Origin of the sequence: Pantoea sp. AG1095 (assembly GCF_003208415.1) — a bacterium.
GTDB lineage: Bacteria > Pseudomonadota > Gammaproteobacteria > Enterobacterales > Enterobacteriaceae > Pantoea > Pantoea leporis.
In genome coordinates this window covers 1,060,765-1,078,582 of record NZ_QKMJ01000001.1, presented here as the reverse complement: position 1 = coordinate 1,078,582, position 17,818 = coordinate 1,060,765, and the positions used below count along the sequence as shown (strand labels likewise).

The 17,818-nt window shown below is 52.7% G+C and carries 17 protein-coding genes; 12 read left to right on the top strand and 5 right to left on the bottom strand.

The features are described 5' to 3' along the window. Window positions 1-7: 7 nt before the first annotated feature. The 4 genes from cysB (at window position 8) to acnA (ending at window position 4,942) form a co-directional block, all read left to right on the top strand. Window positions 8-982 (top strand): HTH-type transcriptional regulator CysB, encoded by a 975-nt coding sequence (cysB, locus tag DEU53_RS05110; protein WP_064738814.1) that lies wholly within the window; start codon window positions 8-10, stop codon window positions 980-982. A gap of 493 nt (window positions 983-1,475) precedes the next feature. Then, on the top strand, window positions 1,476-1,634 hold the full coding sequence (locus DEU53_RS05105; protein ID WP_071531660.1) for a YmiA family putative membrane protein: 159 nt from the start codon (window positions 1,476-1,478) through the stop codon (window positions 1,632-1,634). Between the two features lie 3 nt (window positions 1,635-1,637). Further along, window positions 1,638-1,817: a hypothetical protein gene (locus DEU53_RS05100; RefSeq protein WP_064738813.1), complete on the top strand. Its 180-nt coding sequence runs from the start codon at window positions 1,638-1,640 to the stop codon at window positions 1,815-1,817. 443 nt (window positions 1,818-2,260) lie between these two features. After that, on the top strand, window positions 2,261-4,942 hold the full coding sequence (gene acnA / locus DEU53_RS05095) for an aconitate hydratase AcnA (RefSeq protein WP_110866248.1): 2,682 nt from the start codon (window positions 2,261-2,263) through the stop codon (window positions 4,940-4,942). A 49-nt stretch (window positions 4,943-4,991) separates the two neighbouring features. Here acnA and ribA read toward each other — a convergent pair whose 3' ends face one another. After that, a complete protein-coding gene (gene ribA, locus DEU53_RS05090; RefSeq protein WP_110866247.1) occupies window positions 4,992-5,585 on the bottom strand; it encodes a GTP cyclohydrolase II in 594 nt (197 codons plus the stop codon). A gap of 228 nt (window positions 5,586-5,813) precedes the next feature. Here ribA and pgpB point away from each other — a divergent pair, with 228 nt between their 5' ends. The 5 genes from pgpB (at window position 5,814) to yciH (ending at window position 9,421) form a co-directional block, all read left to right on the top strand. Then, the gene (gene pgpB, locus DEU53_RS05085; RefSeq protein WP_101764272.1) at window positions 5,814-6,578 is read left to right on the top strand and encodes a phosphatidylglycerophosphatase B; all 765 of its coding nucleotides are present in this window, start codon (window positions 5,814-5,816) and stop codon (window positions 6,576-6,578) included. A 128-nt stretch (window positions 6,579-6,706) separates the two neighbouring features. Further along, window positions 6,707-7,012 (top strand): LapA family protein, encoded by a 306-nt coding sequence (locus DEU53_RS05080; RefSeq protein ID WP_101764273.1) that lies wholly within the window; start codon window positions 6,707-6,709, stop codon window positions 7,010-7,012. A 6-nt stretch (window positions 7,013-7,018) separates the two neighbouring features. Further along, complete coding sequence (lapB, locus tag DEU53_RS05075; RefSeq protein WP_110866246.1) at window positions 7,019-8,188, top strand: lipopolysaccharide assembly protein LapB; 1,170 nt, start codon at window positions 7,019-7,021, stop codon at window positions 8,186-8,188. Window positions 8,189-8,390: 202 nt separating this feature from the next. Next, window positions 8,391-9,098, top strand: a complete 708-nt coding sequence (gene pyrF, locus DEU53_RS05070) for an orotidine-5'-phosphate decarboxylase (RefSeq protein WP_110866245.1) — start codon at window positions 8,391-8,393, stop codon at window positions 9,096-9,098. Next, window positions 9,098-9,421 (top strand): stress response translation initiation inhibitor YciH, encoded by a 324-nt coding sequence (gene yciH, locus DEU53_RS05065; RefSeq protein WP_110866244.1) that lies wholly within the window; start codon window positions 9,098-9,100, stop codon window positions 9,419-9,421. The genes pyrF and yciH overlap by 1 nt, the downstream gene beginning before the upstream one ends. 68 nt (window positions 9,422-9,489) lie before the next feature. Here the strand turns inward: yciH and osmB are convergent, their stop codons facing one another. Further along, complete coding sequence (gene osmB / locus DEU53_RS05060) at window positions 9,490-9,708, bottom strand: osmotically-inducible lipoprotein OsmB (protein ID WP_008106509.1); 219 nt, start codon at window positions 9,706-9,708, stop codon at window positions 9,490-9,492. A gap of 246 nt (window positions 9,709-9,954) precedes the next feature. Between osmB and araD the strand changes: the two genes are divergently transcribed. From araD to DEU53_RS05045, 3 genes are all read left to right on the top strand, one after another. Continuing rightward, the gene (gene araD / locus DEU53_RS05055) at window positions 9,955-10,653 is read left to right on the top strand and encodes an L-ribulose-5-phosphate 4-epimerase (RefSeq protein WP_110866243.1); all 699 of its coding nucleotides are present in this window, start codon (window positions 9,955-9,957) and stop codon (window positions 10,651-10,653) included. A gap of 553 nt (window positions 10,654-11,206) precedes the next feature. Further along, a complete protein-coding gene (gene kdgT / locus DEU53_RS05050) occupies window positions 11,207-12,190 on the top strand; it encodes a 2-keto-3-deoxygluconate transporter (protein ID WP_110866242.1) in 984 nt (327 codons plus the stop codon). Between the two features lie 145 nt (window positions 12,191-12,335). Beyond that, window positions 12,336-13,202 (top strand): crotonase/enoyl-CoA hydratase family protein, encoded by an 867-nt coding sequence (locus DEU53_RS05045; RefSeq protein ID WP_007892438.1) that lies wholly within the window; start codon window positions 12,336-12,338, stop codon window positions 13,200-13,202. A gap of 15 nt (window positions 13,203-13,217) precedes the next feature. On the opposite strand, the gene pdeR is transcribed toward DEU53_RS05045, so the two are convergent. From pdeR to DEU53_RS05030, 3 genes are all read right to left on the bottom strand, one after another. Then, window positions 13,218-15,203: a cyclic di-GMP phosphodiesterase gene (gene pdeR, locus DEU53_RS05040; protein ID WP_101764279.1), complete on the bottom strand. Its 1,986-nt coding sequence runs from the start codon at window positions 15,201-15,203 to the stop codon at window positions 13,218-13,220. Between the two features lie 156 nt (window positions 15,204-15,359). Next, window positions 15,360-15,656 carry a YbdD/YjiX family protein gene (locus DEU53_RS05035; RefSeq protein WP_110866241.1) on the bottom strand — a complete coding sequence of 99 codons (297 nt, stop codon included), beginning with the start codon at window positions 15,654-15,656 and terminating at the stop codon, window positions 15,360-15,362. Further along, window positions 15,649-17,715 (bottom strand): carbon starvation CstA family protein, encoded by a 2,067-nt coding sequence (locus DEU53_RS05030; RefSeq protein WP_110866240.1) that lies wholly within the window; start codon window positions 17,713-17,715, stop codon window positions 15,649-15,651. The genes DEU53_RS05035 and DEU53_RS05030 overlap by 8 nt, the downstream gene beginning before the upstream one ends. Window positions 17,716-17,818: the final 103 nt, after the last annotated feature.

The window sequence follows — 17,818 nt, the reverse complement described above, 5'->3', positions numbered from 1 at the left end:
TATAACTATGAAATTGCAGCAGTTGCGTTACATCGTCGAAGTGGTTAATCACAATCTTAATGTCTCATCGACCGCCGAAGGCTTATATACCTCGCAGCCAGGCATCAGTAAGCAAGTCCGTATGTTAGAAGATGAGCTGGGCGTGCAGATATTTGCGCGCAGTGGTAAGCATCTGACGCAAGTAACGCCTGCAGGTGAAGAGATTATTCGGATTGCGCGCGAAGTGCTGTCCAAAGTTGATGCGATTAAATCTGTTGCTGGTGAACACACCTGGCCAGATAAAGGCTCGCTGTATGTAGCAACTACCCATACGCAGGCACGTTATGCGCTGCCAGGCGTGATTAAAGGCTTTATTGAGCGCTATCCTCGCGTCTCTTTGCATATGCATCAGGGGTCGCCGACGCAAATAGCTGAGGCGGTTTCAAAGGGCAATGCAGACTTTGCCATTGCCACAGAAGCGCTGCATCTGTATGACGATTTGATTATGCTGCCGTGCTATCACTGGAACCGCGCCATTGTGGTAACGCCAGATCATCCGTTGGCAGGTAAATCAAATGTGACGATAGAAGAGCTGGCGGATTTCCCGTTAGTGACTTACACATTTGGCTTTACAGGCCGTTCAGAATTGGACACCGCGTTTAATCGCGCCGGATTAACGCCACGCATCGTCTTCACCGCGACGGATGCTGACGTCATCAAGACGTACGTGCGTTTAGGCTTGGGCGTTGGCGTAATTGCCAGTATGGCGGTTGATCCGGTTGCAGACCCCGATTTGGTGCGTATTGAAGCTTCAGAAATCTTTACGAATAGTACGACCAAAATTGGCTTTAGACGTAGCACTTTCCTCCGCAGCTATATGTATGATTTCATTCAACGTTTCGCACCACACCTGACGCGTGATGTGGTGGATGCGGCGGTCGCATTGCGCTCCAATGAAGACATCGAAGCTATGTTCCGCGACATCAAGTTACCCTTCAAGTAAATTCCTAACTCATTCTTTTGCCAAGGTGTCCAGTGGGCACCTTCGGAATCCCTTAGCGCTTAGCGCCACGAGTACTTCAAAAAAAATCATTATTTTTTTGTAAATGAAACATGGGTCACATGTTTTTTCATTGTTATCTATTAAATGCGAATCAGTACACAATTTTTACGATGCTGCTTTGCAGCTCGCCAGGAATATTCCCATACTCTAGTTAAGAGTTGATGAAGAAGGGCTTTTTAACTGGCATGGTAAATTAAACTCAAATTTAGATTGGATCTAATTTGCTGTTAACCCAAATTTACAATGTAACGATTTAATTAATAGTTGTGTTGGTAATTAAATTTATCTCATCAATTTTTGGCGTTTTGATAAATAGCGTTAATCGTTGTGCTCAATAAAAATAACTGGATTTTCGGTCTTAACAAGTTTAGGATTCGTCCTAAATCTTAATCGTTGTCATCAATCGTTTTATTGAGAGTGATTATCAAAAACTATGAATACGAGAATAACTGTACAGCCGGGCTTCCGGACTAAAAGCACAAAAGTTGAGCGTACTGGTAATACCCGTCGCAAAGCTTGGATGACTGTCTTCGCTGCTTCAGCACTGTTCTGGGTAGTGGTGGCGTTAATGATTTGGCGTATGTGGGGTTAAGCCATGTGGGCAAATACACTCAGTCGTAAGCATCCGGTTTCTGCACGTCAGCCGCAAACGCCTGCGTGCAAAGTTAAAGACGTTGTATCCACTGAACCTCAGGTCACCATTCCGACTTCGTGGGAACTCAGCGAGAATCAGCGCAACTTTATTGAATCCTTCATGGATATGAAGTCGAAATAACGCAGCATGCGTTCCGTACTATATTTAGTCGTTTAGTCCCTCTTTTTGCCGGATTATCCGGTGGGCAAGTTAAAAGCCCGTCCTTTAACACTCAGCATTAAAAAAACGGTGTCATCAGTACAACGCTGAAGACGGTGGACTTTTTTTGCCCGGAATCCGGGAGGGAGTGAATGATGAACATCAATACAACGACATTATCCTGGGTGAGCGTTTATACCTTTTCCCTGGCTTTTTGGGCCGCCGCCTTTTGGGCGATGATTTAAGCCCTAACTCAAATTATACTGAATTTTATAAATGCCCTGACAAACGTCGGGGCATTTTTCATTGTGTTTTAATGTGTCTATTCGTGTTGTTATCAAAACGTTAACGGCAATGTAGTCTATCTTTAAGTTAAACCTTGCAGTCACTGAGGTTTAAAAAAGATTCACTTACATGGAGGCGCTATGTCGTTAACGTTACGCGAGCAGAGTCAGGACACGCTGGATGTTCGGGCAAAAAAATATCATTACTACAGCTTGCCCAAAGCAGCTCAGCAACTGGGCAATATCGATCGCTTGCCCAAGTCGATGAAAGTCCTGCTGGAAAACCTTTTACGCTGGCAGGATGGTGATTCTGTCACGCTTGAAGATATTGAAGCGCTGGTCGCCTGGCAAAAAGATGCTCACGCCGATCGTGAGATTGCCTATCGTCCCGCGCGTGTATTAATGCAAGATTTTACCGGCGTACCGGCGGTGGTAGATTTGGCTGCCATGCGCGAAGCGGTGAAACGCCTTGGCGGCGACGTCGCCAAAGTCAATCCCTTATCCCCGGTAGATTTGGTTATCGACCACTCTGTCACCGTGGACCATTTCGGTGATGACAAAGCCTTTGATGAAAATGTGCACCTCGAAATGGAGCGCAACCATGAGCGCTACGTTTTCCTGCGTTGGGGGCAAAAAGCCTTTAATCGATTCCGCGTAGTACCCCCGGGCACCGGGATTTGTCACCAGGTCAATCTGGAATACCTCGGTAAATCTGTCTGGCATGAGACGCTAAATGGGCAAGAGATCGCCTATCCCGATACGCTGGTGGGCACCGATTCGCATACCACCATGATCAATGCGCTCGGCGTATTGGGTTGGGGCGTTGGCGGGATTGAGGCTGAAGCGGCGATGCTTGGCCAGCCGGTCTCAATGCTGATTCCTGACGTAGTCGGTTTCAAACTCACTGGTAAATTGCGTCCGGGCATCACCGCAACGGATCTGGTGTTAACCGTTACGCAAATGCTGCGCAAACATGGTGTTGTGGGTAAATTCGTAGAATTTTACGGCGACGGCTTAGCCGACCTGCCGCTTGCCGATCGCGCCACCATCGCCAACATGGCGCCTGAGTATGGTGCGACCTGCGGCTTTTTCCCCGTCGATGATGTCACCCTGAGTTATATGACGCTCACCGGCCGCGATGCGGAGCAGGTTGAACTGGTTGAGGCTTATGCTAAGCAACAAGGTATGTGGCGTAACGCGGGTGATGAGCCGGTGTTCACCAGCTCTCTAGCGCTGGACATGGGCGACGTCGAGTCCAGCCTGGCCGGACCAAAACGTCCGCAGGATCGTGTATCACTCGGTGATGTTCCTACTGCTTTTGATGCCAGCAACGAACTGGAAGTTAACCAGGCGCAAAAACCGCATAAAACCGTGAGCTACCGCGATAGCGAAACCGGAGAAAGCTATCAGCTGGATGATGGTGCGGTCGTGATCTCGGCGATTACCTCTTGTACCAATACCTCAAACCCTAGCGTGCTGATGGCTGCCGGTTTACTGGCGAAGAAAGCCGTTGAGCGCGGTCTGATGCGCAAGCCCTGGGTTAAGGCCTCACTGGCACCCGGTTCCAAAGTAGTTTCTGACTACCTTGCTGTGGCCCAGCTTACGCCATATCTGGACGAGTTAGGATTCAATCTGGTCGGTTACGGTTGTACTACTTGTATCGGTAATTCCGGCCCGTTACCGGATGCGATAGAAAGCGCGATTAAAGAGGGTGATCTCACGGTTGCCGCAGTGCTTTCGGGTAACCGTAACTTCGAAGGCCGTATTCATCCGTTAATTAAAACAAACTGGCTGGCTTCACCGCCGCTGGTGGTCGCTTATGCCTTAGCGGGTAATATGAAGCTCAATCTGCAATCCGATCCGCTCGGCCAGGATCGTCAGGGCAACGATGTTTTCCTCAAGGACATCTGGCCTTCGCCGGAAGAGATTGCTGAAGCGGTGCAAAAAGTCACCAGCGACATGTTCCACAAAGAGTATGCCGAGGTGTTTAACGGCACGCCTGAGTGGCAGCAGATCAAAGTCAGCGAAGCGGCAACCTACGATTGGGATGGTGATTCCACCTACATTCGTCTGTCGCCATTCTTTGACGACATGGAGAAAACGCCGAAGCCGGTGCAGGATATCAAAGGCGCGCGCATTCTGGCGATGCTGGGTGACTCCGTCACCACCGACCACATTTCTCCAGCGGGAAGCATCAAAGCCGAAAGTCCAGCCGGACGCTATTTGCTGTCGCATGGCGTTGAGCGCACCGATTTCAACTCTTACGGTTCGCGTCGTGGTAACCACGAAGTGATGATGCGCGGCACCTTCGCTAATATCCGTATTCGTAACGAAATGGTGCCGGGTGTAGAGGGCGGTTATACCAAACACTTCCCGACTAACGAGCAGTTGGCGATTTACGATGCGGCGATGAAGTATCAGCAGGAAGGTGTGCCGTTAGCGGTGATTGCTGGTAAAGAGTACGGTTCAGGCTCAAGTCGTGACTGGGCAGCAAAAGGGCCGCGCTTACAGGGCGTGCGCGTGGTTATTTCCGAATCCTTCGAGCGTATTCACCGCTCTAACCTGATCGGTATGGGGATTCTGCCGCTCGAGTTTCCGGCTGGCGTGACGCGTAAAACGCTGCAGCTTACGGGTGAAGAGTTTATAGATGTGGCAAATCTGTCGCAGCTTAAGCCGGGTGGCACGGTAACCGTAATTCTGACGCGCGCGGATGGCAGCAAAGAGACGCTAGAGACGCGCTGCCGTATCGATACGGGTAATGAGCTAACCTATTACCAGAACGACGGCATTTTGCATTACGTGATCCGCAACATGCTGAACTAAAAGAAAAAGCCGGGATTTCCCGGCTTTTTTTATCTGCTTTAAAATCTGCTTAAGACTTCGGCAACAGATGACCCATTTTCTCGGCTTTCGTATCGAGATAGTGTGCGTTTTTCGGGTTACGCCCGACAACCAACGGCACGCGTTCGACGATATTGATACCGGCTTCACTCAGGATCTCAACTTTGCGCGGATTGTTTGTCAGCAAGCGCACTTCATTGACGCCCAACAGTTTGAACATATCTGCACATAGCGTGAAGTCACGCTCATCAGCGGCGAAACCGAGCTGATGGTTGGCTTCGACCGTGTCGTAGCCTTTATCCTGCAATGCATAAGCACGAATTTTATTCAGCAAACCGATGTTACGACCTTCCTGACGGTGATACATCAGAATGCCGCGACCTTCTTCCGCAATCGCCGTTAACGCCGCTTCCAGCTGGAAGCCGCAGTCACAGCGCAAGCTGAACAGGGCATCGCCGGTGAGACATTCGGAATGGACGCGCGCCAGCACCGGATTGTGATCGCTAATATCACCATAAACCAGCGCGACATGGTCGTGGCCGGTTGCCAGTTCTTCAAAACCAACCATCAGGAAATCTCCCCATGGCATGGGCAGTTTGGCTTCTGCTACCCGTTTAAGCTGCATGTGACTCTCCAGAACCTTCAGAGGATGCGCTATCATCATGATAACGCACGGGCCATGTGGCCCGATGAAACTTACGCTATTGTGCCACAACCCGAACGGCTGCCGTTAATCGGTCAGAGTGATTGTAGTGATAAAGCACAATTATCCAAGCCGCAATAGGTATGTTATTCTTTTTTCAGCTAAAGTTATGCTTAACGCACCTGTTAATCCGGATCTAAAAGGAAGCGAATGTTAAAAATCATTCAGCGCACCACCTTAGGGGCGTTTTTATTGTTGTTGATGCCGTTGGGCGTGTGGATATCAAACTGGCAATGGCAACCCGGGGAAAGCGGCAATCTACTTCGCGTGCTGTTTTGGATGACGGAAACCGTTACCAGTCCGTGGGGTATCCTCACCAGTATCATCCTCAGCGCCTGGGTGTTGTGGTGTTTACGCTTTCGGCTCAAACCCGCGATTCTGCTCATTCTCATCATGAATGGTGCGATTCTTGCTGGTCAGTACACCAAATCCTCAATCAAAGAGCATGTGCAGGAACCGCGCCCCTACGTCATCTGGCTGGAAAAAAGTCATGGCATTAACGGTGATGAGTTTTATCAGCTTCATCGCCAGCAGCGCGGCGAAATGGTCTCAACTTTGCTGGCCAATGACACTCAGCTGCCGCAATGGCTGAAGAATCATTGGGCATTTGAAACCGGTTATGCGTTTCCTTCCGGGCATACCATGTTTGCCGCCAGCTGGGCGCTTTTAGCCATCGGCCTGTTATGGCCGCGCCGTCATTTTGCCACCGTTGCCGTATTATTCGTTTGGGCGACCGCGGTGATGGGCAGCCGTTTAGTGCTGGGTATGCACTGGCCGCGTGATTTAGTGATGGCAACGCTGATATCCTGGTTATTGGTGACCGTTGCTACGCTGCTGGCCCAGCGTTTTTGCGGCCCGCTCACCATTCCTCCAGAGGAACATCGTGAGATCGCGCAACGTGATGATGGATTGTAATCAGCCTATTCATCCCCATATGATTGATTGTGCTTGCAGAAAAAAGCGCTAACTGATGTGGGGATAAGCAGCATCGACGGCGGTTTTTTGGCATACTTCTATTGGATAACCTCTCGACAGGACGCATTGTGAAATATTTGCTTATTTTTCTCGTGGTATTGGTCATTTTCATCATCTCCGTCACGCTCGGAGCGCATAACGACCAAATCATCACCTTTAACTATCTGCTAGCGCAGGGCGAATTCCGCATTTCAACACTGCTCGCCAGCTTGTTTGGCGCTGGATTCCTGCTGGGATGGGCGATTTGCGGCCTGTTCTGGTTACGCTTACGTGTTTCTCTGGCAAATGCGCAGCGTAAACTTAAACGTATGCAGGCACAGAATGAACAATCAACTGCAGTGATCCCATCACCAACTGCCAGTCGTCGGGATTAATTTTCGATGCTTGAATTGCTGTTTCTGCTTCTTCCTGTTGCTGCGGCGTATGGCTGGTATATGGGCCGCCGCAGTGCCCACCAGGATAAGCAACAGGAAGCGAACCGCCTGTCGCGCGATTATGTGACCGGTGTAAACTTCCTGCTCTCCAATCAACAGGATAAAGCGGTTGATCTCTTTCTCGACATGTTGAAAGAGGACAGTGGCACGGTTGAGGCGCATCTGACGCTTGGCAATCTGTTCCGTTCGCGTGGTGAAGTTGATCGCGCCATTCGCATTCACCAATCCCTAATGGAAAGTGCGTCGCTCAGCTACGAGCAGCGCTTGCTGGCGATCCAGCAACTCGGCCGCGATTACATGGCAGCCGGATTGTACGATCGTGCCGAAGATATGTTTGGGCAACTGGTGGAAGAGACCGATTTCCGTATTGGCGCGTTGCAGCAATTGTTGTTGATTCATCAGGCAACCAGCGACTGGCAAAAAGCCATCGACGTGGCGGAAAAGCTGGTTAAGCTCGGCAAAGACAAGCAGAAAGGGGAAATTGCCCATTTCTACTGTGAGCTGGCGTTGCAGGCATTAAGCAGTGACGACCTTGATCGGGCGATGAGCTTGCTGAAGAAGGGCGAGTCAGCCGATCATCAAAGTGCGCGCGTCTCAATCATGATGGGCCGCATTTTGATGGAGCAGGGCGAGTATGCCAAAGCCGCCAGCCGACTGCAGCGCGTGCTGGAGCAGGACAAAGAGCTGGTGAGTGAAACGTTACCCATGCTGGAAACCTGCTACCAGCGCCTGAACCAACCCGAAAACTGGGCGCAATTTTTACAGCGTTGTGTCGACGAGAATACCGGCGCCGCAGCAGAGCTTTATCTCTCTGATATTCTTGAGCAACAGCAGGGACCGGAAGCGGCACAGCTGTATATCAATCGTCAGCTTCAGCGTCATCCGACGATGCGTGTGTTTCATCGTTTGATGGATTTCCACTTACATGAAGCGGAAGACGGACGTGCGAAAGAGAGCTTGATGGTGCTGCGCGATATGGTCGGCGAGCAGATCCGCACTAAGCCGCGATATCGCTGCCAGAAATGTGGCTTCACTGCCCATGCTTTGTACTGGCATTGCCCATCTTGTCGCGCCTGGTCTTCAGTTAAACCCATCCGTGGACTCGACGGCCAATAAATGGCCGCATCACTTTTCTGGTGACATCTATTTAGTTACAACATACTAGTAAATTTGATTAAGAAACTGCCCTGGCATCGTGCAGCCAGCAGTCAAACAGGCAAGTTCTGGCGGCAGCGTGATTGTCGGCACCGGCCTGCGCAGGTAGAATGCTTGCCGTTTGTCCATCGCGCCTGCGGGTGCCAGTTACTGAGGAAACGTTATGCCTGTAACCACTTCACCTATTCTGGTGGCACTCGACTATCATGATCTCAACAGCGCGCTGCAGTTTGTAGACCGCATCGATCCAGGCCAGTGTCGCCTGAAAGTGGGCAAAGAGATGTTCACACTGTTTGGTCCATCGCTGGTGAAAACGCTGCAGGAACGGGGTTTTGAAGTGTTCCTCGATCTCAAGTTTCATGACATCCCAAACACCACCGCACATGCAGTCGCGGCAGCGGCGGATCTTGGCGTGTGGATGGTGAACGTGCATGCCAGCGGAGGCGCTCGCATGATGAACGCGGCTCGTGAAGCACTGGTACCATTCGGCAACGATGCGCCGCTGCTGATTGCCGTCACCGTATTGACCAGCATGGATGAAGACGACCTCAAAGGTTTGGGCATTACCTTATCTCCAGCCGCGCAGGCTGAGCGGCTGGCACGTTTGACCCGCGATTGCGGCCTGCACGGCGTGGTTTGTTCGGCGCAGGAAGCCGCGCATTTTAAGCAGGTGATAGGTCAGGATTTCGCGCTGGTTACGCCAGGCATTCGTCCGGCCGGCAGCGATGCGGGCGATCAGCGCCGTATCATGACGCCGCAGCAGGCAAAACACGCCGGCGTGGATTATATGGTCATCGGGCGTCCGATCACCCAATCCGCCGATCCGGCCGCCACGCTGCAGCAAATCCTGCAAAGTTTACAGGAGGCTTAATGGCTCAGGACAATCGATTGGTGTATTCGACCGATAGCGGTCGTATCACCCATGAAGAAGAGAAAGCGCCACGACCTAAAGGCGATGGCATCGTGCGTATTCAACGCCAAACCAGCGGACGTAAAGGTAAGGGCGTGTGTCTGATTACCGGTGTCGATCTGGATGATAGCGCTCTCGAAAAACTGGCTGCTGAACTGAAGAAAAAGTGTGGTTGCGGTGGAGCAGTGAAAGAGGGCGTGATTGAGATTCAGGGCGATAAACGCGATTTGATAAAAACGCTGCTGGAAGCCAAAGGCATGAAAGTCAAACTGGCGGGCGGTTGAAGCAGTTCGGGCCACTTTTAGGTGGCCCGTTGTTAAGTAGATGCGCTGCGTAGCCTGATAATTATAATTTATTTGCTGATCTGGTGGCCGATGATGCCGCCGACAGCTGCGCCACCAACGGTACCAAGTCCGCTACCGTTGGTCAGCACTGAACCACCAATGGCACCTGCACCCGCACCGATTGCGGTATTACGGTCGCGTTTAGACCAATTCGAACAGCCGCTCAGCGCGACAACTAGTGTTGTTGCCAATACGGCAGCAGTAAGACGTTTCATTGTTGTAGTCATTAACTTCTCCTTGATTGTTAACACCGTGGTAACCATATAAGTATAGATGTTACACCGCACTCGGCAGGGTAAAACGGTCCTAAAATGCGAGTTTGCAAGCCACTTCTTGTTTAATCATCAAAACCAACCCGCGCCACACATTTAACGCCTTAGCCACTTTCCGCAGCTTTTACAGCCGTTCCATCCATAACGCTTTTTCTCCCTGCTCCGCACAATTCAGCTATCACAGTTCGCAGGAGAAAAAAGATGCTGGAAGCGTTAAAGCAGCAGGTGCTGGAAGCCAATCTCGATTTACCCCGTTACAACCTGGTCACCTTTACCTGGGGCAACGTCAGTGCGGTGGACCGCGATCGGGGTTTAGTGGTGATCAAGCCGTCGGGTGTGAAGTACGAGCAGATGCAGCGCGACGATATGGTGGTCGTCGATCTCGCCAGCGGCGAGGTGATAGAAGGGAAAATGCGCCCATCTTCGGATACCGCCACCCACCGCGCGCTCTATCTCGCCTGGCCAGAGATCGGCGGCATCGTGCATACGCACTCGCGCCATGCCACCATTTGGGCTCAGGCTGGACGTGAAATCATCGCGTTAGGCACCACGCACGCCGATGATTTTTACGGCACCATTCCCTGCACGCGGCAGATGAACCGCGAAGAGATTGAGCAGGAATACGAGTGGAATACCGGCCAGGTGATCATTGAAACTTTTGCGCAGCGCGGAATTGAACCAACGGCAATCCCCGCCGTGCTGGTGAACTCCCACGGCCCGTTTGCCTGGGGTAAAGACGCGCATGCTGCAGTACACAGCGCGGTGGTATTAGAAGAGGTGGCCTATATGGCATTGCATACCGAGCAGCTGCGCACTGAGTTACCGCCGATTTCGCAAACTTTGCTTGATCTGCACTACCTGCGTAAGCACGGTAAAAATGCCTGGTATGGGCAGAATTAAAGTCAATTCTGAAACATATACGCCTGCTGGCGTAATGCCAGTTAATTAAGCTAATGGTGAGCGCGCAGGCCGGGGGCACTTTTGGTCCGGCGGTCCTCGCGCCGCTAGCGCGGTACCTTCACTTCGTTCGTCTGCCTGACGGACCGGCGGAGACGGGACATCCTTGTCCCGGCTCCGCCTTTCGCCTGCGTCCTGCGGGCTCTCCTGGCCTCCTCGCTTCGTTCAGCGCTGCGGATTGCCGGCACAAAAGCGCCCCCGGCCTGCTCATAAGCTTCAGTGCGAGTTGTTGAAAAGGGCAGATGTGTCAGCGCCCGCAAAGATAATCCATCCTTTGAGCAAAAACGCCTCCCGGCTCCTCTCTTTTAACTTCAAATCATCTGGTATGGCGATTCACGTCATAAATACAAAATGATCAATCAATAAAAATAAAACAGCGTTTCATAAATGCATTTGCGATCACTTTTTTCCTTTATGCCAATCGTTATCTTGCTCGCCATGCCATCTGGCAATTCATAAAAACACCTCCCTCTGGCTCAGTTAAGGTGACACCTTTATGCATATCAAACGTGCAATCGATAAAATTCCTGGCGGCATGATGCTGATTCCGCTGTTTTTGGGCGCGCTGTGCCATACGTTCTCTCCGGGCGCAGGTAAATACTTTGGTTCGTTCACCAATGGGTTGATGACCGGCACCGTCCCGATTCTTGCGGTGTGGTTCTTCTGCATGGGCGCATCCATCAAACTCAGCGCCACCGGCACAGTACTGCGTAAATCGGGCACGCTCGTGCTCACCAAGATTGCGGTGGCGTGGGTGGTCGCGGCGATCGCTTCACGTGTGATGCCGGAAAATGGCGTGGAAGCGGGCATGTTTGCCGGTCTCTCGACGCTGGCGTTAGTGGCGGCGATGGATATGACCAATGGCGGTTTATACGCATCCATCATGCAGCAATACGGTTCGAAAGAGGAGGCCGGTGCGTTTGTCTTGATGTCGCTGGAGTCCGGGCCGCTGATGACGATGGTGATTCTCGGCACCGCAGGCATCGCATCGTTTGAGCCACATGTCTTCGTTGGCGCGGTACTGCCGTTTATCGTCGGGTTCGCGTTGGGTAATCTCGATCCCGAACTGCGCGAGTTCTTTGGCAAAGCGGTTCACACGCTGATTCCGTTCTTTGCTTTCGCGTTGGGTAATACCATTGATTTGACCGTCATCGCGCAAACTGGCCTGCTGGGCATTATGCTGGGTGTCGCAGTGATCATTGTCACCGGCATTCCGCTGATTATTGCCGATCGACTGATTGGCGGTGGCGATGGGACAGCGGGGATTGCGGCATCCAGCACCGCAGGCGCTGCCGTAGCCACGCCAGTGTTGATCGCCGAGATGCTGCCACAGTTTAAACCGGTCGCACCCGCCGCAACGGCGTTAGTCGCCACGTCGGTCATTGTCACCTCCGTCATTGTCCCCATCATCACCGCGGTTTATTCACGACGCGTTAAGCGTTCTCATGTTGCTGTGGGGCAACGCGCTGCCATCAAGTAAGCCCGCTAATGCTTCCCCGGCCGCTGGTCGGGGATATCTCTGGATTTTGCTTTATAAATCAATCTCTCATTTGGTCTGGCCTCACTCTGGATTACGCTGATGTGGCGTTTAACGCACTACATAAACATAAACAGAGGATGAGACAATGACAGTAATTAACCAACCAACATGCAGACTGTTCACCGAAGTTGGACAAACCACACAGCTCGCGGCCTACTATGAAGAGGGCCGCCGCACAATGTGGATGATGCTGCGTGCGCAACCCCGTCCGAGTTTTAACCACGAATTAATTGAGGAGATCATGAACCTGAGCTATTCCGCTCAACGTTCCGGTTTGCCGATTGATTTCTGGGTGACGGGTTCGTTAGTGCCACAGATGTTTAACGCCGGAGGCGATTTGCGTTTCTTTGTGGAATGCATTCGCAACAACCGTCGTGAAGCACTGCGCGCTTATGCGCGTGCCTGTGTCGACTGCATCCACTCCGCAGCGCGGGGTTTCGATACCGGTGCGGTTACGCTGGCAATGATTGAGGGCAGTGCGCTCGGCGGCGGCTTTGAAGCGGCGCTGGCACATCACTTCATTCTGGCGCAGAACAGCGCGCGCATGGGTTTCCCGGAGATCGCATTCAACCTGTTCCCGGGTATGGGCGGCTACTCGTTAGTGGCGCGTCGGTCTGGCATGAAGCTGGCCGAAGAGCTGATTATGGAAGGTGAGTCACACAGCGCGGAATGGTATGAAACGCGTGGTCTGGTCGACAAGGTGTTCCAGCCGGGCGATGGTTATCGCACCACACGCACCTTCATCGATACGTTACGTCCAAAACTGAACGGCGTGCGGGCAATGCTGAAAGCACGTCAACGCGTATTGCAGTTATCACGCGCTGAGCTAATGGATATCACGGAGGACTGGGTCGATTATGCCTTCACACTGGAACCTAAAGACATTGCTTACATGGAACGACTGGTACAACTGCAGAACCGTCATAGCGCATCCTTGCGCAAAGCCGGCTAATCTCGCAGACCAGCGTTAAACGCGGGCAGGATGCTTAGCCAGCCAATGCCCGAGCTGTTCTGCGGGCATTGGTTTTGCATAATAATAACCTTGACGCCCATCAACACCGTTGGCCATAACAAACTTCTCTTCGGCTTTGGTTTCAATGCCCTCGGCAATCACCTGCAGCTTCAGGGCTTTGGCCACCGCGACAATCGCACGCACCAGCGACTGCGCCACGGGTTGTTTGTTGATATTACGTACAAAGCTCTGATCCAGCTTAATGGCATCAATCGGGACGCGTGCCAACTGAGAAAGTGAGGAGTAACCGGTACCAAAGTCATCGAGATGCACTTGCGCACCTAGCTCCTGGAACTGTTTCATCAGCATCAGCGCACCGGCTTCATTCTCAATCAGACAGCTTTCCGTCAGTTCGATATCAATCGGACAATCGGTCAAACCGGCTTCATTCAATGCCTGTTTCAGATCGGTGTAAATGCTCTGGTCGATCAGCTGCTTGGCCGAGACGTTAACCGCGACGCGCAGAAAGATGCCTTCGCTGCGCCATTTAATGATCTGCTGCAGCACGTTGAGCATCACCCAGCGGCCCAGGGGCACAATCAAACCGGACTCTTCGGCGTAGGAGATAAAATCGCCCGGCGGCACCAGACCACGCTCTGGAGAATTCCAGCGCACCAGCGCCTCGGCGCTCAGCACTTCGCCTTCGGCATTGAGTTTTGGCTGGTAATGCACCACCAGATGATCCAGCTCGAGCGCTTTGCGCAGGTTGGTATCGAGCCACAGATACTCAAACACGCGCTGATTCATCTCATTAGCGAACACGCAAAATTTGCCGCGGCCGTTTTCTTTGGCGTGATACATCGCGGTATCGGCGTTACGAATCAGGCTTTCACGATCTTCACCATGCAGCGGGGCGAGGGCGATACCCAGCGAGCAGCCGCTGTAAACCTCAATCAGGCCAATGCGGAATGGCTGACGCAGCCGCTCAAGAATACGCGACGCCATCGCTTCCAGCGCTGCCTGGCTGGTGTGTTCCGCCAGCACCACGAACTCATCGCCGCCAAGGCGCGCCAGCGTCTGGTCTTTGCCAAGACAGCTGAGGATGGCCAGCGACACGGCTTGCAACAGCTGATCGCCAAACATATGGCCGTAAGCGTCATTTACCTTCTTAAAATTGTCTAAATCGAGGTACACCACACCGGTCTGACTGCCATTCGCCAGCTCCAGTGCCAGACTAATCTGCTGATGGATCGCGTTGCGATTGGGCAAGCCGGTGACGGTATCGGTATTGGCCAGCACGCGCAGACGTTCCTGAGCGCGGCGCTCTTCGGTTATGTCGGTTCCGGAACAGATGAGGAAAATTTCATTTTTTCCGCTACCGCTGTGAACGAACTTATTACGAAACAGAAACAGTCGCTGACCTTTACGGGTTTTTATCCAGCGTTCAACTTCGTAAGAACTGCCTTCACGAAAGAAACCGGCGATATTACGGCGCGATGCCTGCGCTTCCTGCTTGGTCATAAACAGCTGGAATACGTTGCGGCCAATCACTTCCTGCTCTTTCAGCCCGGTGTACTCTTCACTCAAACGGTTGAAACGCTGGATATTGCCGCGTTGATCGAGGATCACGATGACGGAATTCGCCTCAGAAACCACTTGCTCGGCGAAGGATAAACCCAGCGTCAAATCACGCGCGACAGACGACGTATCGCCCCAGGCTGACGAGGTGCCTGCCCAGGTAGATTGATTGACTTTACGGCCGACAAAATGCATCGGAACAGGTTCGCCATGCAGCGACAGCGTGAGGTTAATACTTGAGGTAATGACCGTCATCGCACGTAATAAACTGGCTTGTGCTGGAGTCAGCGGCACCGCCATATTGGTGTTTGCGTTCTCATCTTCGGCAAAATGCAGAGCATCACTATCTGAAGTTAAACGCCAATGAGGGCTGGTGGTGCCAAACAAGGTATATAGCAATGTTTGCCCTTGTTCATCGGTCATGGAAACTTCCTCCGGGGGAATGCTCAGCGGGCGGTATCTCATTATTTTAGCAACAGTATTCAACCTCCTGCGTCAGCACAAGATGCAATCCAAATATATTTTTGTTTTTATTAAAGAATGGCACGAAAAAGCCCCGACAAGCGGGGCTAATCTCTGTTAGCAAGGGCACTTACCGAGTTTTCCGGCCTGGCTGGGAAAGCGGGCATCGAGGCAGTGACGGTGAAAAGCGCGCTCATCCATGGGGGCGATCGTTGGATGATGTTCGCGCATATGCTTCAGATAAGTTTGATAGTCATGAACGCCGACCATTAAACGAAAACTTTGCTGCAATCCCCGCCAGATGCGCTGCCAGCGCGTAAGATTTTGCCCAGCCGTGGCGGGGGCGATTGGTAAGCACTGCTGAATGTGCCACGGCCCGTTGGGTTTTCTCCAGTGATAAATGGACTCAGACATTTCGCACCTCTTTGCGCAGTGAGATCTCAGATTCATGGGTGGTTGGCACCGTGCTGTTGAGCGCCCGACGAATCACGAAGAAGGCCGCCACCAGCATGGTCACCGCCACCAGCATGAAGAAGGCGCACAGGGCCGCGTTAATTTGATTGCTGAAGACGATGGTTTGCATGTCAGCCACACTCTTCGCCGGGGCGATGACGATGCCGTCATCAATGCCTTTGCGGAACTTGTTCGCCTGCGCCAGGAAACCAATCGAAGGTTTTTCGTGGAAAATCTTCTGCCAGCCTGCGGTCATCGAGGTAATGAACAGCCAGGCGGTTGGAACAATCGTCACCCACGCATAACGCTGCTTCTTCATTTTGAACAGCACCACGGTGCCGAGAATCAGCGCCATTGACGCCAGCATCTGGTTGCCGATACCAAACAGCGGCCACAGCGTATTGATACCGCCGAGCGGATCGACCACGCCCTGATACACGAAGAAGCCCCAGCCCGCCACCGCGACGGTGGTTCCCGCCATGTTGCCCAACCATGAACGGTTATTCGCCATCGACGGAACCACGGTGCCCACCAGATCCTGCACCATAAAGCGGCAGGCGCGGGTGCCGGCATCCACAGCGGTCAGGATAAACAGCGCTTCAAACAAGATGGCGAAGTGATACCAGAACGCCATCATGGCCCGGCTGTTAAACACTTCGGTAATGATATGCGCCATGCCGACCGCAAAGGTTGGTGCACCACCGGCACGCGAAAGAATGGTGCTTTCGCCGACGTCGCGCGCAATGCCGCTCAGCATCTCTGGCGTCACCACGAAGCCCCAGCCGTTTATCACCTGCGACGCATTTTCCACCGTGGTGCCAATCAGCGCGGCAGGGGAGTTCATGGCAAAGTAGACGCCCGGATCGAGCACCGAGGCACAGATCAGCGCCATGATTGCCACAAAGGATTCCATCAGCATCGCGCCGTAGCCGATAAAGCGGATATGGCTTTCGCGCTCCACCAGTTTCGGCGTGGTACCGCTGGAAACCAGCGCATGGAAACCTGAAATGGCGCCACAGGCGATGGTGATAAACAGGAACGGGAACAGCGCACCGGAGAAGACCGGCCCGGTGCCATCAATAAATTTGGTCACTGCGGGCATCTTCATCTCGGGCATGGCAAACACGATGCCAATGGCCAGACCGATGATCACGCCAATTTTCAGGAAGGTGGAGAGATAATCGCGCGGTGCCAGCAGCAGCCATACCGGCAGCGAAGAGGCGACAAAACCGTAGATCACCAGCACCCACGTCAGCTCCGTGCCTTTCAGCGTAAACAGTGGGCCCCAATAGGGATCGGCCGCCACATTGCCGCCGTAAATAATCGCCGCCATCATCAGCACGAAGCCAATGATCGACACTTCCGCGATTTTTCCCGGACGCAGGAAGCGCATATACACGCCCATAAACAGCGCAATCGGAATGGTTGCGGCAATGGTGAACAAACCCCATGGACTGTTGGCCAGCGCCTTCACCACCACCAGCGCCAGCGCGGAGAGGATGATGATCATCACACCCAGCGCGCCGAGCATGGTGACCACGCCAGCGAATGAGCCGAGCTCCTGACGCGCCATCTCACCCAATGAGCGGCCATCACGACGCGTTGAGATAAACAGGATCAGGAAATCCTGCACCGCACCGGCAAACATTACGCCAACCAGAATCCAGATGGTGCCTGGCAGGAAGCCCATCTGCGCCGCGAGAATCGGGCCAACCAGCGGGCCCGCACCGGCAATCGCCGCAAAATGATGGCCGAACAGCACCCATTTATTGGTCGGCACATAATCGAGGCCGTCACTTAAGCGCTCCGCCGGCGTGCGACGGCGATCGTCCAGTTCGAAAATACGCTTGGCGATAAACAGGCTGTAAAAGCGATAGGCAATGCTGTAGCAGGCGACGGAGGCAATCACCAGCCACACCGCGTTGACGTGTTCGCCACGGCTGAGGGCCAGCATGGCAAATGCGCCCGCGCCAATTAACGCCACCGCTAACCAGATGAGACTGGTTTTGACGTTGTTCATGAGTTAACTCCTTGTAGGGACCGGGAAAAGAGGCGATCGAATACAACAAGTTAAAAGTAATGTAATGAATTGTTAACGACAGACAAAGGCATTAGAAATGTGA

What these genes read in the sequence shown, in the direction of transcription:
- pdeR (WP_101764279.1), bottom strand. Translation starts at nt 15,203, where the DNA reads ATGACCGATGAACAAGGGCAAACATTGCTATATACCTTGTTTGGCACC.
- lapB (WP_110866246.1), top strand. Translation starts at nt 7,019, where the DNA reads ATGCTTGAATTGCTGTTTCTGCTTCTTCCTGTTGCTGCGGCGTATGGC.
- DEU53_RS05105 (WP_071531660.1), top strand. Translation starts at nt 1,476, where the DNA reads ATGAATACGAGAATAACTGTACAGCCGGGCTTCCGGACTAAAAGCACA.
- DEU53_RS05045 (WP_007892438.1), top strand. Translation starts at nt 12,336, where the DNA reads ATGACAGTAATTAACCAACCAACATGCAGACTGTTCACCGAAGTTGGA.
- osmB (WP_008106509.1), bottom strand. Translation starts at nt 9,708, where the DNA reads ATGACTACAACAATGAAACGTCTTACTGCTGCCGTATTGGCAACAACA.
- ribA (WP_110866247.1), bottom strand. Translation starts at nt 5,585, where the DNA reads ATGCAGCTTAAACGGGTAGCAGAAGCCAAACTGCCCATGCCATGGGGA.
- DEU53_RS05100 (WP_064738813.1), top strand. Translation starts at nt 1,638, where the DNA reads ATGTGGGCAAATACACTCAGTCGTAAGCATCCGGTTTCTGCACGTCAG.
- kdgT (WP_110866242.1), top strand. Translation starts at nt 11,207, where the DNA reads ATGCATATCAAACGTGCAATCGATAAAATTCCTGGCGGCATGATGCTG.
- pgpB (WP_101764272.1), top strand. Translation starts at nt 5,814, where the DNA reads ATGTTAAAAATCATTCAGCGCACCACCTTAGGGGCGTTTTTATTGTTG.
- yciH (WP_110866244.1), top strand. Translation starts at nt 9,098, where the DNA reads ATGGCTCAGGACAATCGATTGGTGTATTCGACCGATAGCGGTCGTATC.
- cysB (WP_064738814.1), top strand. Translation starts at nt 8, where the DNA reads ATGAAATTGCAGCAGTTGCGTTACATCGTCGAAGTGGTTAATCACAAT.
- araD (WP_110866243.1), top strand. Translation starts at nt 9,955, where the DNA reads ATGCTGGAAGCGTTAAAGCAGCAGGTGCTGGAAGCCAATCTCGATTTA.
- pyrF (WP_110866245.1), top strand. Translation starts at nt 8,391, where the DNA reads ATGCCTGTAACCACTTCACCTATTCTGGTGGCACTCGACTATCATGAT.
- DEU53_RS05035 (WP_110866241.1), bottom strand. Translation starts at nt 15,656, where the DNA reads ATGTCTGAGTCCATTTATCACTGGAGAAAACCCAACGGGCCGTGGCAC.
- DEU53_RS05030 (WP_110866240.1), bottom strand. Translation starts at nt 17,715, where the DNA reads ATGAACAACGTCAAAACCAGTCTCATCTGGTTAGCGGTGGCGTTAATT.
- acnA (WP_110866248.1), top strand. Translation starts at nt 2,261, where the DNA reads ATGTCGTTAACGTTACGCGAGCAGAGTCAGGACACGCTGGATGTTCGG.